The 13,792-nt window shown below is 74.7% G+C and carries 12 protein-coding genes; 4 read left to right on the top strand and 8 right to left on the bottom strand.

The annotated features are described in order from the left end of the window. Positions 1-2: 2 nt before the first annotated feature. Positions 3-1,718: an RDD family protein gene (locus tag ACZ5OX_RS25385; RefSeq protein WP_465633219.1), complete on the bottom strand. Its 1,716-nt coding sequence runs from the start codon at positions 1,716-1,718 to the stop codon at positions 3-5. Between the two features lie 406 nt (positions 1,719-2,124). On the opposite strand from ACZ5OX_RS25385, the gene ACZ5OX_RS25380 reads away from it, so the two are divergent. Beyond that, positions 2,125-2,541 carry an SsgA family sporulation/cell division regulator gene (locus ACZ5OX_RS25380; RefSeq protein WP_188298732.1) on the top strand — a complete coding sequence of 139 codons (417 nt, stop codon included), beginning with the start codon at positions 2,125-2,127 and terminating at the stop codon, positions 2,539-2,541. Positions 2,542-2,712: 171 nt separating this feature from the next. On the opposite strand, the gene ACZ5OX_RS25375 is transcribed toward ACZ5OX_RS25380, so the two are convergent. The 3 genes from ACZ5OX_RS25375 to ACZ5OX_RS25365 all read right to left on the bottom strand — a co-directional run bounded on the left by ACZ5OX_RS25375 (position 2,713) and on the right by ACZ5OX_RS25365 (position 6,819). Further along, positions 2,713-4,113 carry a glycosyltransferase 87 family protein gene (locus ACZ5OX_RS25375; protein ID WP_465633218.1) on the bottom strand — a complete coding sequence of 467 codons (1,401 nt, stop codon included), beginning with the start codon at positions 4,111-4,113 and terminating at the stop codon, positions 2,713-2,715. A gap of 409 nt (positions 4,114-4,522) precedes the next feature. After that, positions 4,523-6,118 carry a sensor histidine kinase gene (locus tag ACZ5OX_RS25370; protein WP_465633216.1) on the bottom strand — a complete coding sequence of 532 codons (1,596 nt, stop codon included), beginning with the start codon at positions 6,116-6,118 and terminating at the stop codon, positions 4,523-4,525. Further along, positions 6,115-6,819, bottom strand: a complete 705-nt coding sequence (locus ACZ5OX_RS25365) for a response regulator transcription factor (protein WP_392880979.1) — start codon at positions 6,817-6,819, stop codon at positions 6,115-6,117. Before ACZ5OX_RS25365 ends, ACZ5OX_RS25370 begins: the two co-directional genes overlap by 4 nt. 134 nt (positions 6,820-6,953) lie before the next feature. Between ACZ5OX_RS25365 and ACZ5OX_RS25360 the strand changes: the two genes are divergently transcribed. Next, positions 6,954-7,523, top strand: coding sequence for a hypothetical protein (locus tag ACZ5OX_RS25360; protein ID WP_465633214.1), 570 nt, complete (start codon positions 6,954-6,956; stop codon positions 7,521-7,523). A gap of 36 nt (positions 7,524-7,559) precedes the next feature. Here the strand turns inward: ACZ5OX_RS25360 and ACZ5OX_RS25355 are convergent, their stop codons facing one another. Beyond that, the gene (locus ACZ5OX_RS25355) at positions 7,560-8,123 is read right to left on the bottom strand and encodes a VOC family protein (protein WP_449792181.1); all 564 of its coding nucleotides are present in this window, start codon (positions 8,121-8,123) and stop codon (positions 7,560-7,562) included. A 207-nt stretch (positions 8,124-8,330) separates the two neighbouring features. Between ACZ5OX_RS25355 and ACZ5OX_RS25350 the strand changes: the two genes are divergently transcribed. Continuing rightward, positions 8,331-8,915 (top strand): Lrp/AsnC family transcriptional regulator, encoded by a 585-nt coding sequence (locus ACZ5OX_RS25350; protein ID WP_465633212.1) that lies wholly within the window; start codon positions 8,331-8,333, stop codon positions 8,913-8,915. Between the two features lie 152 nt (positions 8,916-9,067). Then, entirely contained in the window at positions 9,068-9,838 is a 771-nt protein-coding gene (locus ACZ5OX_RS25345; RefSeq protein WP_465633210.1) for an IclR family transcriptional regulator, read from the top strand. Positions 9,839-9,897: 59 nt separating this feature from the next. Here ACZ5OX_RS25345 and ACZ5OX_RS25340 read toward each other — a convergent pair whose 3' ends face one another. The 3 genes from ACZ5OX_RS25340 to ACZ5OX_RS25330 form a co-directional block, all read right to left on the bottom strand. Next, positions 9,898-10,704, bottom strand: a complete 807-nt coding sequence (locus tag ACZ5OX_RS25340; RefSeq protein ID WP_465633209.1) for a S16 family serine protease — start codon at positions 10,702-10,704, stop codon at positions 9,898-9,900. 38 nt (positions 10,705-10,742) lie between these two features. Further along, on the bottom strand, positions 10,743-11,393 hold the full coding sequence (locus tag ACZ5OX_RS25335) for an IclR family transcriptional regulator (RefSeq protein WP_049654777.1): 651 nt from the start codon (positions 11,391-11,393) through the stop codon (positions 10,743-10,745). A 402-nt stretch (positions 11,394-11,795) separates the two neighbouring features. Then, positions 11,796-13,628 (bottom strand): DEAD/DEAH box helicase, encoded by a 1,833-nt coding sequence (locus ACZ5OX_RS25330; RefSeq protein ID WP_465633436.1) that lies wholly within the window; start codon positions 13,626-13,628, stop codon positions 11,796-11,798. Positions 13,629-13,792 lie beyond the last annotated feature (164 nt).

Here is a 13,792-nt window from a genome sequence, read left to right as displayed (position 1 = left end):
CCTCAGCCGCGCACCACCCGGGTACGGGCCGCGCGGTCCTGCCAGCCCCGCCGGGCCGTCCGGTCGAACACCGGCCAGGCCAGTCCGAGCAGCAGCACCGTGCCCAACTGCCGCACGACCCACCGGAGCAGCGAGCGGCCGAGGCTCAGCCTCGCCGCCCGGGCGGCCGGGGCGGCGGCGTCCACCACGCGGATCCGGGCCAGTCGCTTGCCGAAGGTCTGGCCGGTGCGGGCGACCGGCAGCACCTCGTAGAGCAGGCTGACGAACAACAGGATGCCGAGCAGCACGGCGGCCTTGCCCAGCACCACGTCGTCCACCAGCCAGACCTGGACCTGGCGCCGGGCGAGGACGCTGGCCATCCGGGCCTGGTCGACCTTCCGCTGGAGGTGGTCGGTCACCGAGCGGCCGAGCGGGATCCCGGCGGCGACCGCGACCACCAGCAGGACGGCGGTGTCCACCGCCCGCGCCGCCAGTCGGCGGCCGAGGCCGGCCGGCTCGGCGCCCCGGGCGTTCCTGCCGGCCCGACCAGTCCGACCGGCCCGAGCGCTGCCTGCGGCCCCGGCGGCCCGCGCGGCCCCGGAGGACGCGGGAACGGTGGCAGCGGAGGCCGAGGCGGACGGGCGGGGCTGGACGGCGGTCTCGCGGAGCGTCCGCACGGCGGGCAGCGGAGTGACGGGCGCCGTCGCCGCGACCGCCGCCGTGGCGATGGACTTCGAGGCGACCGCGACCGCGGTCGGCCCCGGGCCCGGGCCCGGAGGGGCGGCCGGCACCGCCTCGTCGCCGATCACCGGCACCGGCCCCGAGGCCAGGACGGCCGGCACCGGCGCCTCCCGCACCGTGACCGCCACGACGGGAGCGCCGGCGGCGGCCAGTTCCGTGGCAGCCGGAGTGCGCTCGGGCTCCGCGCGCCCCTCCTCCACATCGAGTGCCTCCGGAAGCACCCCCCAGGAGACCCAACGCGGTGCGTCGCCCGTGTCCATCAGGCCCCGCTGCGCCCGAGGATCTGCCTGCCAGCCGGACTCCCCGACACCCTGGAACGGGGCCGGGGAAGGGGACGGGGAAGGCGACGGGGAAAGGGGCGGGGCCGAGAAAGCGGCCGAAGCCTGGACCGGGACGGCCCCGGGCGGCTCGGCGCCGGCGAAGCCCGACGGCACCCCCGCGGCCGGCATCCCCGCGACCGGCATCCCCGCCGAAACTCCCGGCGACGCCCCCGGTCCGTCGACCGTCCGGAACACCGGCCCGCCGATCACCTCCGCCACCCGGGGCCCGAGCACGAAGGACGCCCCACCCGAGGTCTGGTCGAAGTACACCGGCCCGGTGTCGCCCCCACCCGCCGGCAGCCCGGCCCCCACCTCCGCCATCGACCCCGATGCCACCGCCTCCGAGGCCATCGACCCGGGGGCCGTGACCGGCAGCCCCGGGACCACCGGTTCCACGACCACCGGTTCCGGCACCCCGACCGCCCCCGGCGGCGCGGCCTCCGGCACCACCGGTGGCGGCACCACCCGCGCCGCCGCACCGCCCGGGGCGGGCCGCCGGGTCACGTACCGGGGCGGCTCCAGCACCTCTCCCCCGGCGGGAGCGGGCCGGCTGGTGCCGGGCACCCACGCCGCGCCGCCCCAGTACCGGACGTAGCCGGGGATGGACGGGTCGGGGTAGTAGCCGGGCTCGGGCGCGACGGCCGGGTCGCCGTCGGCGACGAAGGGGCGGTCCGTCATGGGGGTCTTCTTTCCTGGCAGGTCCTGACGAGGAGGGTGCGGGCCGACCGGGCCCGACCACCGCAGACGCGTCCACCCGCGCGCACGACCCGGCGCGCTCCCGGCGGTCGGCGCGCGTGGGGGCACCGCCGGTGGGCGGAAAGTCGCCGGGCAGTCACAAAGGGTAGTACCTCATCGAAGCCGTGACGGACGGTTCGCGATTCGCCGGACAGCGGAGGGTCGCTCAAGGTAAGGAACCAGGCGCACGACGACTGCCCGCGCGCCGTGTCATCCGTTGTTCACCACCCCTCACCGGACTTCCCGAAGAAATCCCGGAAACGTGTGTAAGAGCCGGTGCGGACCGCCCTCTCAAAGGTCACAGGGGCCCGAAGCCGGGCACAACCCGAAGGCAGAGAGGAAGACGATCATGGAGCGTCCCGTCAGCGTCGTCGAGCACGAGCTGGAGCTCAACCTGGTGCTCTCGCCGGAGCACAGCGTCCCCGTCCCCGCCCGGTTGTCCTACGGCAGCCACGACCCGTACGCGGTGTACATGACCTTCCACCTGGACACCGGTTCCCCGGTCACCTGGGTGTTCGCCCGCGAGCTGCTCGTCGAGGGCACCTTCCGCCCGTGCGGCCAGGGCGACGTGCGGATCTGGCCGACCCGTTCGGGCCGGCGCAGCGTGCTCTGCCTGGCGCTGAGCTCGCCTGCCGGGGACGCGCTGCTGGAGGCCCCGCTGCCGGTCGTCGCGGCCTGGCTGGAGCGGGCGCACCGGCTCGTCCCGCCGGGCAGCGAGCTGGCCGCGCTGGACATGGACGGCTCGCTCGCCGAGCTGCTCGCCTAGGCGTGCGCCGCGGCGTGCACTGGCACGTACAGCAACACGACCACGGGGCGCGAGAACGAGCGGCGGGCTCGGCGGAAAAACCGGAACGACCGAAACGACCGGCACGACCGGAACGACCGGCACGACCGGAAGAAGCAGGACCGGAGAAGCAGGAGCGGCGCCCCCGCCGGCTCAGCGGGCCGCGGGGGCCTGCTGACGGCCGCGGGCGGCGTCCGGGCCGCCGGCGTCCCGCTGTCCGGGCAGCCGGACCAGCGGCGCGCCGGCCGAGAGCCGCCGGGCCCTTATCCGGACGGCGGCGGCGAGCAGGAAGCAGAGTCCGACCCACGGATAGACCGAGGTCGGCAGCTGGCGCCAGAGCGGCATGTCGAGGACGGCCAGGCCGACCGGCTTCGCGGCCCACATCGCGAAGGACAGGAAGGCGACCAGCGTGGCCCAGAAGACGGCCCGCCAGCGCAGCCGACGGACGCCGGCCGGGCGGGCGTGCTCGACCGAGGCCTCGGCGGCGAGCAGGACGAGCATCGGCACGCACCAGACCCAGTGGTGGGTCCAGCTGATCGGCGAGATCAGCACGGCGGTGACGGCGGCGCAGCAGACGCCCCAGGCCTCGGACCGGGGCAGCCAGCGGCCGCTGCGCGCGGCCCAGGCGGCGACGCCGAGACCGGCCAGCGCGACCAGGCCGGCTCCGACGGTGGCGACGGTGCCGGGGTCGGCCGAGTGCAGCAGGCGGGCGAAGGCGCCGCGCATCGACTGGTTGTCGACGATCCAGGTCTTGCCGACCCGGGAGGAGTCGTAGAGGTACTTGGTCCAGAAGCCCCAGGTGGCGTCGGGCAGGACGAGGGCGCCGAGCAGGAAGGTGCCGAGGAAGGTGAGGCCGGCCACGAAGGCGGCCCGGATCCGGCCGGTGATCAGCAGGTAGACCGCGAACAGGCCGGGGGTGAGCTTGATGCCGGCGGCGATGCCGATCGCCACGCCCTTGCTGCGCCGCCCGTCCGCACGGGTGAGGTCCCAGAGGATCAGGCAGGCCAGCGCGAGGTTGATCTGGCCGTAGCGGAGCGTGGTGAACACCGGTTCGAGCCAGACCCCGAGGCCGGTCACCAGGATCACGCCGATCGGCCGCAGCTCGCGGCGCGGCCAGCCGACCAGCTTGAAGGACAGGTGGGTCAGCAGGGCGAGCAGCCCGAGGTTGCCGAGAGTGATCGCCACCCGGAGGAAGGGGACCGGGAACCAGGTGGTCGGGACGAACAGCATCGCCGCGAACGGCGGGTACGTCGCGGGCAGGTTCCACTCGGTGACGCGCAGCGCGTACAGGTCGGTGCCGTCGGCCACGGCGGCGCCCTCGGCCCGGTAGACGATCATGTCGACCATCGAGGTGTGGACGAAGTGCCGGACCACCGCGTACACCAGCAGGGACAGCAGCGCCACGGCGGAGGCGGCCAGCAGCGGGCGGCGGGGGGCCTCGCGCAGCGCCCGGAGGGGGGCGCCGAGGGCCCGGCGCAGCCGGTCCGACAGGGGGGCGGGCGAGGGGTCGGGTGCGGTCCGCACCGGGCTGCGCTCGTCTTGCACCGCTGTCACTGTCCACTCCGTCCACGGCTCGGCCAACCAGCGACGATACCGGATGCCGCCCGACTGGGATCGGACACGATCAACTACGCAGCGTGACGCGTCGGCCCTGACCGGCCCCGGCGCCGACCCGGGGGAAGGGCACACCGGTCGCCGTGGGGGTGACGGTCGGGGTGCGGGTCGGCGCCGGGGTGGTCGGGTGGCCGGCACGACCGACGCTAGCCGCGGCCCGGGGCCCCGGCCGACGGGCTGAGCGAGGGGTAGAACTCCCTTAGGTCGCCGTTAAGGATGAGCCCGTACGAGAAGGACCCGCCCGACGCGCCCAGCTGCCCCGACGTGCCCTGCCGCCCAGCCGCGACCAGCCGCCCAGCCGCCCCACCACCCGGGCCGCTCAAGCCACCGCCGTCGCCGCGCCCTGCCGTCACTTCTGGAACAGCGCGCCCCGGGTCCGCCGCCGTCCGCCCCGCGCGGGCGGCGCCTCCTGCGGCCCGGTGCGCAGCCGCAGCCGGGTCTCGGCGCCGCCGAGCACCGCGGAGCGGCCGAGCGCGACGTCCCCGCCGGTGGACTCGGCGAGCTTGCGGACGATGTCGAGGCCGAGGCCGGTGGAGCCCTCGCCTCCGTGTCCCTCGCCGCGTCTGAGGGCGGCTGCCGGGTCGCTGTACCCCGGTCCGGCGTCGCCGACCAGGACGATCACCGAGCAGCCGGTGGCCAGCACGTCGACCGAGAAGGCGGTGCCGACGGCGGTGTGCCGGAAGACGTTGCCGAGCAGCGCGTCGACGGCGGCCGCCAGGTCCCCGCGCTGGACGGGCACCGGCGCCGCCTGCTCGGCGCCGGCCAGCTGCCAGCGGCGTCCCTCGTCCTCGGCCAGCGCCGACCAGAAGGCGACCCGCTCCCGGATCACCTCGGCGGCGTCGCAGCCGACCGCGACGGCGGGCGCGTCCTCCGGGGCGCGACGGGCCGAGCGGATGATCTGGTCGACCTCGCGCTCCAGTTGGGCGACCGCGTGCCGGGTGGCGTCGGCCGCGTCGCCCTCGCCGAGCGAGGCGGCGTTGAGCCGCAGCACGGTCAGCGGGGTGCGCAGCCGGTGCGACAGGTCGGCGGCCAGTTCCCGTTCCGCGGCGAGGAGTTGGACCACCCGGTCGGCCATGGTGTTGAACGCCTGGCCGGCCTCGCGCAGTTCCTCGGGGCTGCCCTCGACCTGCTTGCCCTCCACCGGGACCCGCACCGAGAGGTTCCCGGCGCCGAGCGAGCGGGCGGCGGCGGCGAGCTTGCGCGCGGAGGCGACGATGCGGCTGCCCATCCGGTCGGCGACCAGCACGGAGATGGCGACCAGGCCGAGCGCCACGGCGGAGAGCACCTGCCAGGCCGTGGCGACGCCCCTGGTGAGGTCGCTCTCGGCCACGAACACCTCGACCACCGCGGTCCGCCCGGTGTCCACCGCGACCGGCTGGAGCAGGGCGTAACCGCCGGCCACCTGCACGGTGAAGGAGCGGCCCTGCCCGCCGGCCGTGGCCACGTCGGCCGCCGCGGCGCGCCCCTCCCCCAGCATCGGCCCCCCGGGCCCGCCGACCGCGGCGGCCGCCACACCGGGACCGCTCGCACCAGGACTCCCCGCGCCCGGACTCGCAGCGGGACCACCCACACCGGCACCACCCGCAACAGCACCACCCACGTCGGCACCACCCGCCCCGGCGCCCCCGCCACCGCCGTCGTGGAGCGCGTCGCCGCCCCCCGCCCCGGCGGGCTGCCCGGCCGCCGGGAGGTGGACCGCCATCCGCCCCTGCCCGCCGGCGTCCGTGCTGGCCAGGGCCCGGGTGATCGCGTCCTCGTCGGTGGTGATCGCCAGCGCCGGTCCGAGCGCTGCGGCCTGCCGCTCGGCGGCAGTGAACGCCCGGTCCCGCGCGGTCTGTTGGACCATCATCCCGAGCGGGATCAGGAAGGCCAGCGCGACCATGGTGGTGCCGGCCACGGCGGCCTTGATCAGGGCCCAGCGCAGCGAGCGCCCGAACCGCCTCATGTCCGGTGCTCCGCCAGGCCCCCCGCGGCCTCCAGCCGGACCCCGACGCCCCGGACGGTGTGCAGGTAGCGGGGGTTGGAGGCGGTCTCGCCGAGTTTGCGGCGCAGCCAGGAGAGGTGGACGTCGATGGTCTGGTCGCCGCCGTAGGTCTGCTGCCAGACCTCGGCGAGGATCTCCTTGCGGGGCACCACGACGCCGGGCCGGGCGGCCAGGAAGGCCAGCAGGTCGAACTCACGGCGGGTCAGGTCGAGCGGCCGTCCGTCCAGCGCGGCCTCCCGCCGCTGGAGGTCGATGGCCAGTCCGCCGACCCGCAGCACCTGGGCGACGGGCGCGGCGCCGCCGCCGAACCGGCGCAGCACGGCGGTCATCCGGGCGCTGAGGTGCTCCCCGGAGAAAGGTTTCACCAGGTAGTCGTCGGCGCCGTCGTTGAGCAGCCGAATGATCTCGGCCTCGTCGTCCCGGGCGGTGGAGACGATCACCGGCACGTTGGTCAGGCCGCGGATCATCTTGAGCGCTTCGCTGCCGTCCAGGTCGGGCAGGCCGAGGTCGAGGATCACCAGGTCGCAGCCGACCTGGGCGACCTCCCGCAGCGCCTCCAGAGCCGTGCCCACGCTGCGGACCGCGTGACCGGTGTCGGTCAGGTGGCGGATGAGGGCGGAACGTACGAAGGGGTCGTCCTCGACCACGAGCACTGTTGCCATGGGCCTGCACGGTACGCCATCGCCGGCGAGTGGTCTGTACCTCGGGGGTGGGTCCGGACATTGTGCAACTGCCCTGCTGAATACCGGGGGTGCCGGTCTCCTTCCGAATGGAAATACGGCAGGATGTGCGGACGATGCGGAACGGACTGGTACAGCTCGGCGCCTGGGCGGCGGCCACCGGGGCGGCGGTGGCGCTGTCCTGGCTCGGCGTGCACGCGGTGCTGACCGGCGCCGCGTTCGAGCAGCCCACGGCGCTGCCGCTGCCCTCCCCGAAGGCCGACGGCACGCCGCACCCGGCGCCCGCCACCCCGGATCCGCCGCACTCCGCCGCACAGTCGACGCCCCCTTCCCCGGCGGCCTCACCGACCACCGCCGCCGCCACCGCCGCCACTTCCACCGCCGCCATCACCCCGCACGGCACGGCGCCCGCCACCACCACGGCGCCACCGACCCGTCGGCCCGCCCCCACCGCCACCACGACGTCCACGGTGAAGAGCTATCCGATCCCGGGCGGCAAGGTCGCACTGGACCTGAAGCCGGACCGGGCCACCCTGGTCTCCGCCACCCCGGACCCGGGCTGGCAGATGCTGGTGTGGACGGACGGCCAATGGCTGCGGGTCGACTTCGTCCGGGACACCGAGACCAACTCGGTCATCGCCTCCTGGAACGGCCACCCGCCGATCGTGGAGACGGTGATCCGCTGAGGCACGCTTCTCGACGCGCCGTCAGGCCGCGGTTCGTCAGAAGTCCTCGCACGGCACGTATCCCGGCAGGTACGGCCCCGCGTACCCCGCCCGGTCCACCAGCGTGTGCCTGGTCCCGCCCGGCACCGCGATGGTGGCCAGCACCACCGCGCCGTAGTCGTCCCGCGCCTCGTACGGCTCGGCCAGCGACAGCGCGCCCCGGTCCACCGCGTAGTCGTACGCGTAGTAGACGTCCGGCACGCTCACCGCGAGGTCCAGCACCCCGTCCCCGTGGCGGTCCAGATGCGCGGTCAGCTCCCGGCCGCGCGGGCCGGTGCTCCGCACCGGGGAGGTGAGCACGATCCGCGTCCCCGGTGCGGCGAGGACGTACGAGAGCGTCTCCGGCTCGCCGGTCTCCGGCCCGGCGTACGCGGTGCAGCGCAGCCCGAGCGCGGCGCAGTAGCGGCGGGCCGCCCGCTCGGCGTCGGCGACCGCGAAGACCACCGCGTCCGCACGGCCCATCGGCAGCGGCCCCGCCTCCGCCGGGTCCGCTGCGAGGCCTGCCCCGAACGGTGCGAGGCCTGCCCCGAACAGGGCTGGTTCGGCGGCGGTGTCGGTCATGATGACTGCCCTCCCGGTTGGCGTACGAACCATCCTGGCCGCCCCGGCACCCGGGGGTGGGGCCCTGGGCGAGGGGGTGTGGCTGGAGGGTGGCGCCGGGCCGACCCGCGCGCAACTGTTCCGTTTCCTCCTGGTCAAGCTGTGCCCCGGAGCGGAAGAATCGGCCGCGCAGCTGTACAGAATGCCCACCCCAGGACGGTGCCGCGAATGCCCCCCGCCCACTCCCCGAACTCCCCGAACTCCCCGAACTCCCCGGGTTCCCCCGGCGCACCCAACTCCCCCGCCCCGCAAGGCGCGTCCGCCGCCCCGCCGGCCGGCACCAACGACGCGATCGACCCCCTGGACGGCCGGCTGATCCGGCTGCTCGCCGAGGAGCCCCGGATCGGGGTGCTGGAGTGCTCGCGCCGGCTGCAGGTCGCCCGGGGAACCGTGCAGGCCCGGCTGGACCGGCTCCAGGCCAAAGGCGTGATCGGCGGCTTCGGCCCGGAGGTGGACCCGGCGGCGATCGGCTACCCGGTGACGGCCTTCGCCACCCTGGAGATCTCCCAGGGCCAGGGAGCGGACGTGCGGGCGCACCTGGCGAGCGTTCCGGAGGTGCTGGAGCTGCACACCATCACCGGGATCGGGGACATGCTGGTGCGGATCGTGGCCCGGTCCAACGCCGATCTGCAGCGGGTGATCGACCGGGTGCTGGGCTTCGACGGGATCGTCCGCTCGTCCACCGCGATCGTGCTGGAGAACCCGGTTCCGTACCGGATCCTGCCGCTGGTGGACCAGGCCGCCGCCGAGTAGGAGGGGAGACACGGCCCGACGCGCCGATTTGGCACATCCATGAGGCGTCGGTGGCCGCAAGATTTATATATGAACGTTCTACTAACCCTCGCGCCGCCCTCCGATCCGCTGAAACGCGTGCCGACCGAGCCCTCCACCGGGTCGGCCCCCGCATGACGAACGCGGTCGCGGCCGACGGACCCGCCCCCACCCTCATCGCGTCCGCCCAGCGCGCCCTGCGCCTGCTCCAGGCGGCCGCCGGCTACCCCAAGGGCGCCACCGCCAAGCAGCTCGCCCGGGACACCGGCCTGGCCCTGGGCACCACGTACCACCTGCTGCGCACCCTGGTGCACGACCACTACCTGGAACGCCACAGCGGCCTCTACCTGACCGGCCCCGCGGTCGCCGGGCTGATCCGGCACGACGGCCCGGCGACGGGCCGCGCCCGGCTCAAGGCGCTGCTGGGCATGCTCGCCGACGAGCTGTCCGCCGCCGTCTACTTCACCTGGTACCGGCACGGCGAGGTGGAGCTGGTCGAAGCCGCCGAGGCCCCCGGCGCGCCGCTGATCGACCGGGCCGGCTTCCGGGCCGCCGCGCACGCCACCGCGGCCGGCAAGACCGTGCTGGCCCTGATGACCGCCGAGGAGCGCCGGGACCACCTGGCCCGCTACCCGATGGTGCCGTTCACCCCGTACACCCTTCGGGACCCTGCGTGCCTGCCGCTGCTGCCGCGCCAGGGCCCGCGCCGGGTCGTCCCGATCACCCAGTTCCAGGAGTACGAGATCGGCTCGGCCGGTGCGGCGGTGCCGATCGTCGCGGGCACCGGCATCGGCGCGATCTCGGTCTCCCTGCCGATGGCCCAGGCCCACCGGCTGGCCGGGATCGCCGCCCAGCTGCACACCCGGCTGGGCGACGACTTCGCCTCGGTGGCCTTCGGGATCTGACCGCGCCGGGGCCGGTCAGCCCCGGCGCCCCGGCGGGAACGGCCGGCTGTGGGGGACGGTCAGCAGGACGGGACGGTGCCGCCGCTCCTCAGCGCCTGGAGGGCGGAGACCGACTCGGCGAGGTTGCCGACCGGCACCAGGCGCAGCGACGCCGGGGTGTTCACCTTGGCGTCCGCGCACTCGTCCTTGGGCAGCAGGAACACCGTCGCGCCGTCCCGGGCGGCCGCCTGCGTCTTCAGGGGGACGCCGCCGACCGGGCCGACGGTGCCGTCCTTGGCGATGGTGCCGGTGCCGGCGATGGTGCGCCCGCCGGTGAGGTCGCCGCCCTTGCCGTCGCCGGCCAGCTTGTCGACGATGCCCAGCGCCAGCATCTGGCCGGCGCTGGGGCCGCCGACCGCCCCCAGGTCGACCTTGACCTTCACCTGGTCCGGCGACAGGTGGAGGTAGTCCAGCGCGGCCGCGGTGGCGGCGTCCTGCGACTCGGCCATCTGCTGGGCGGTCGCCTCGTCGGCCTTCGCCGGGTTGCTCTCCGGGTAGACCGTCTCGGTCGGGCGGACCGCCTCCTTCGGGTCGAACCACGCCTGCAGCGAGCGCCAGAAGGTGTTCTTCTGCCCCGCGTTGGTCGCCGTGATGGTGACCATCCGCAGCTCGCCCTCGGTGGTGCGCAGCGGCGCCCCGGTGATGGTGAGGACCGGCTTGTCCTCGTACGTGCCCAGGGTGTCCGCGGTCAGGCCCGGCCAGGTGACGGTGTACGGCAGCGGTACGAAGGCGGCCACGCCGAACAGCGCGGCGACCAGCACCCCGCACAGCGTGAGCGCGCGGGTCCGCGGAGAGGTGAGGGCCTTGGTGAGCTTGGTGTCGGACACAAGGGAAATCCAAACACACCCGACGACCCGCGCGGGTGCTACCTCAGGGCGTCGGCCACCTCGGTCGCCGCCTCCACCACCCGGGGGCCGACCCGCTCGGGCACCATGCCGTTCAGCATCACCACACCGACGCTGCCCTCGATGCCGCTGAGTCCGACCAGTGCGGCGGCCGCCCCGCTCGCCCCGGACTGCTCCTCCGCACGGGTGATGACGAAGCCCTGTTCGGGCCTGCGCTGGCTGGGGAACGTGCGCGCCTCCAGGATCGCCCGGCCGGCCGCGCTCTCGGTGAGCGGGTGGCGCAGGCCGGTCCGGTAGGCGACGTGGAAGTCGGTCCAGCTGGGCTCGACCACGGCGACGGCCAGCGCCTCGTTGCCGTCCACCAGGGTCAGGTGGGCGGTGGCGCCGAGGTCCTCGGCCAGGCTGCGCAGGGCAGGGAGGGCGGCCTCGCGCAGCAGCGGGTGCACCCGGTGCGCGAGGCGCAGCACGCCGAGGCCCACCCGGGCGCGCCCGCCGATGTCCCGTCGGACCAGTCCGTGCTGCTCCAGGGTGGCCAGCAGGCGGTAGACCACCGTCCGGTTGACGGCCAGCCGGGCGGCCAGCTCGGTCACGGTGAGTCCGCGCTCGGAGTCGGCGAGGAGCTTGAGGACCCGGACGCCGCGGTCCAGGGTCTGGGAGGTCTCGGCAGTCACGACGGGCAATCCTTTCCGCGGCGCTCGCGGGGCGGGCGGCGCCGTTCCAAGGTCGGTGTCGCGCGCAGGTGGGGGTGGCCGCGCTCGGTCCGCACGGCGTCGTCCTTGACGCGTGCGGCCCTGCGACGCCGTCCCGCGGGGGTTGCCCGACGGAAGAGCGTGGGGGAAAGGTAGTGAAGGAAATGACGCGGCGGAAGTGGTTGTCCAAAATTCGGGCGTGATCGACTTCAACACCGCCTCGGATTCCGGACGAACCCCCGCGATTCGCCGGGTGCGCCGGGCCGCGGCCGCGCCCCCGGTCCGGTGACCGGACACGCCGGAGCGAGCGCCCCGGAGCGGGCGCGGCGGAACGGGCGCGGCGGACGGGCGCGGCGGACGGAGCCGCGCCCGCTTCCGGCTCCGCTACCTGGCCCACTCCCGGATCTTCGCGATCCGCGCCTTGAGCTGGTTCGCGGTGGCCTGCGCGGTGAGCGGCCCGCCGCACTGGCGGCGCAGCTCGTTGTGGATGGTGCCGTGCGGCTGGTCGGTGCGGTGGTGCCAGGCGGCGACCAGCGCGTTCAGCTCCTTGCGCAGCTCCCGCAGCTCCTGGTGGGTGACCACCGGCCGCTCCTCGGCCGGCAGCTCCAGCAGGTCGGCCTCCTCGGCGGGCTTGGCCTTGCTGCGCTGGATCTGCCGGTGCTGGCGCTTCTGCAGCAGCATCTGCACCTGGTCCGGTTCCAGCAGGCCCGGGATGCCGAGGTAGTCCTCCTCCTCCTCGCTCCCCGGGTGGGCCTGCATGCCGAACTCCATGGCGTTGTACAGCACCCGGTCGAAGACCGCGTCGGAGCCCAGCGCCTCGTAGGAGAACTCCTCGCCGCCGGCGCCGTCCGGCCCGTCGTTGGCCCGCTCGGCCTCGGCGAGCAGCCGGTCCTCCTCGTCGAAGAGGCCCTCGCCCTCCTTCTTCGGCCGGTCGAGCACGTGGTCGCGCTGGAGCTCCATCTCGTTGGCGAAGCCCAGCAGCAGCGGGATGGTCGGCAGGAACACCGAGGCGGTCTCGCCGCGCTTGCGGGCGCGCACGAAGCGGCCGACGGCCTGGGCGAAGAACAGCGGGGTGGAGATCGAGGTCGCGTACACGCCCACGCACAGCCGGGGCACGTCGACGCCCTCGGACACCATGCGGACCGCGACCATCCAGCGCGAGGTCCCCGCCGCGTAGTCGGAGATCCGCTTGGACGCCTCGGCCTCGTCCGAGAGCACCAGGGTGACCTTCTCGCCGCTGATCTCGCGCAGCATCTTGGCGTACGCCCGGGCGACGTTCTGGTCGGTGGCGATGACCAGCCCGCCGGCGTCCGGGATCGCCTTGCGGACCTCGGTGAGGCGCCGGTCGGCGGCCTGGAGCACCGCCGGGATCCACTCGCCCTGCGGGGACAGCGCGGTGCGCCAGGCCTGGGCGATCAGGTCCTTGGTCATCGGCTCGCCGAGCCGGGCCTCCAGCTCGTCGCCGGACTTGGTGCGCCAGCGCATGTTGCCGCTGTAGCTGAGGAAGATCACCGGGCGGACGACGTGGTCGGCCAGCGCGTGCCCGTAGCCGTAGGTGTAGTCGGCGACGGACTTGCGGATGCCGTCGCCGCCCGCCTCGTACGCCACGAACGGGATCGGGTTGGTGTCCGAGCGGAACGGCGTACCGGTCAGCGCCAGTCGGCGGGTGGCCGGTTCGAAGGCCTCGAAGCAGGCCTCGCCCCAGGACTTGGAGTCACCGGCGTGGTGGATCTCGTCCATGATCACGAGGGTCTTGCGGGCCTCGGTCCGGTTGCGGTGCAGCATCGGGTTCACCCCGACGCCCGCGTAGGTGACCACGATGCCGTGGTAGTCCCGGGACAGCGGCCCGGAGGAGTACGCCGGGTCCAGCCGGATGCCTATCCGCGCGGCGGCCTCGGCCCACTGCTTCTTCAGGTGCTCGGTCGGCGCGACGACGGTCACCTGCTGCACCAGGTGGTTGTGCAGCAGGTACGAGGCCAGGGTGAGCGCGAAGGTGGTCTTGCCTGCGCCCGGGGTTGCGACCGCGAGGAAGTCACGCGGCTGCGTCTCGATGTACTTGTCCAGCGCGCCCTGCTGCCAGGCCCGCAGCTTGCCCGCGGTGCCCCAGGGGGCGCGGCCGGGGAAGGCCGGGGAGAGGTGGTGCGAGCCGGCGGGCGCGGCATGGCCGACGGATCGGACGGGGGCCTGCGACTCCGGTGCGTCGGAGAACAGCGGCATCGAGGAGGCGGCGGCAGTACTCACGGTCTCCGAGGGGGATCATCGCAGGTCAGAGGCGGTTTTGCAGCCTCGCCCCGCGGTCGGGCGGCGATCGGACAACCCGCCCAGCGTACCGGCCCGGCGCCGTTCGAGCCTCCAGGCGAGGCTCCGCGGCGGGCCCGCAC

This window comes from Kitasatospora sp. NPDC032121, assembly GCF_055580145.1.
The sequence above is the reverse complement of the archived record's forward strand: the minus strand, read 5'-3'. Positions and strand labels throughout refer to the sequence as shown.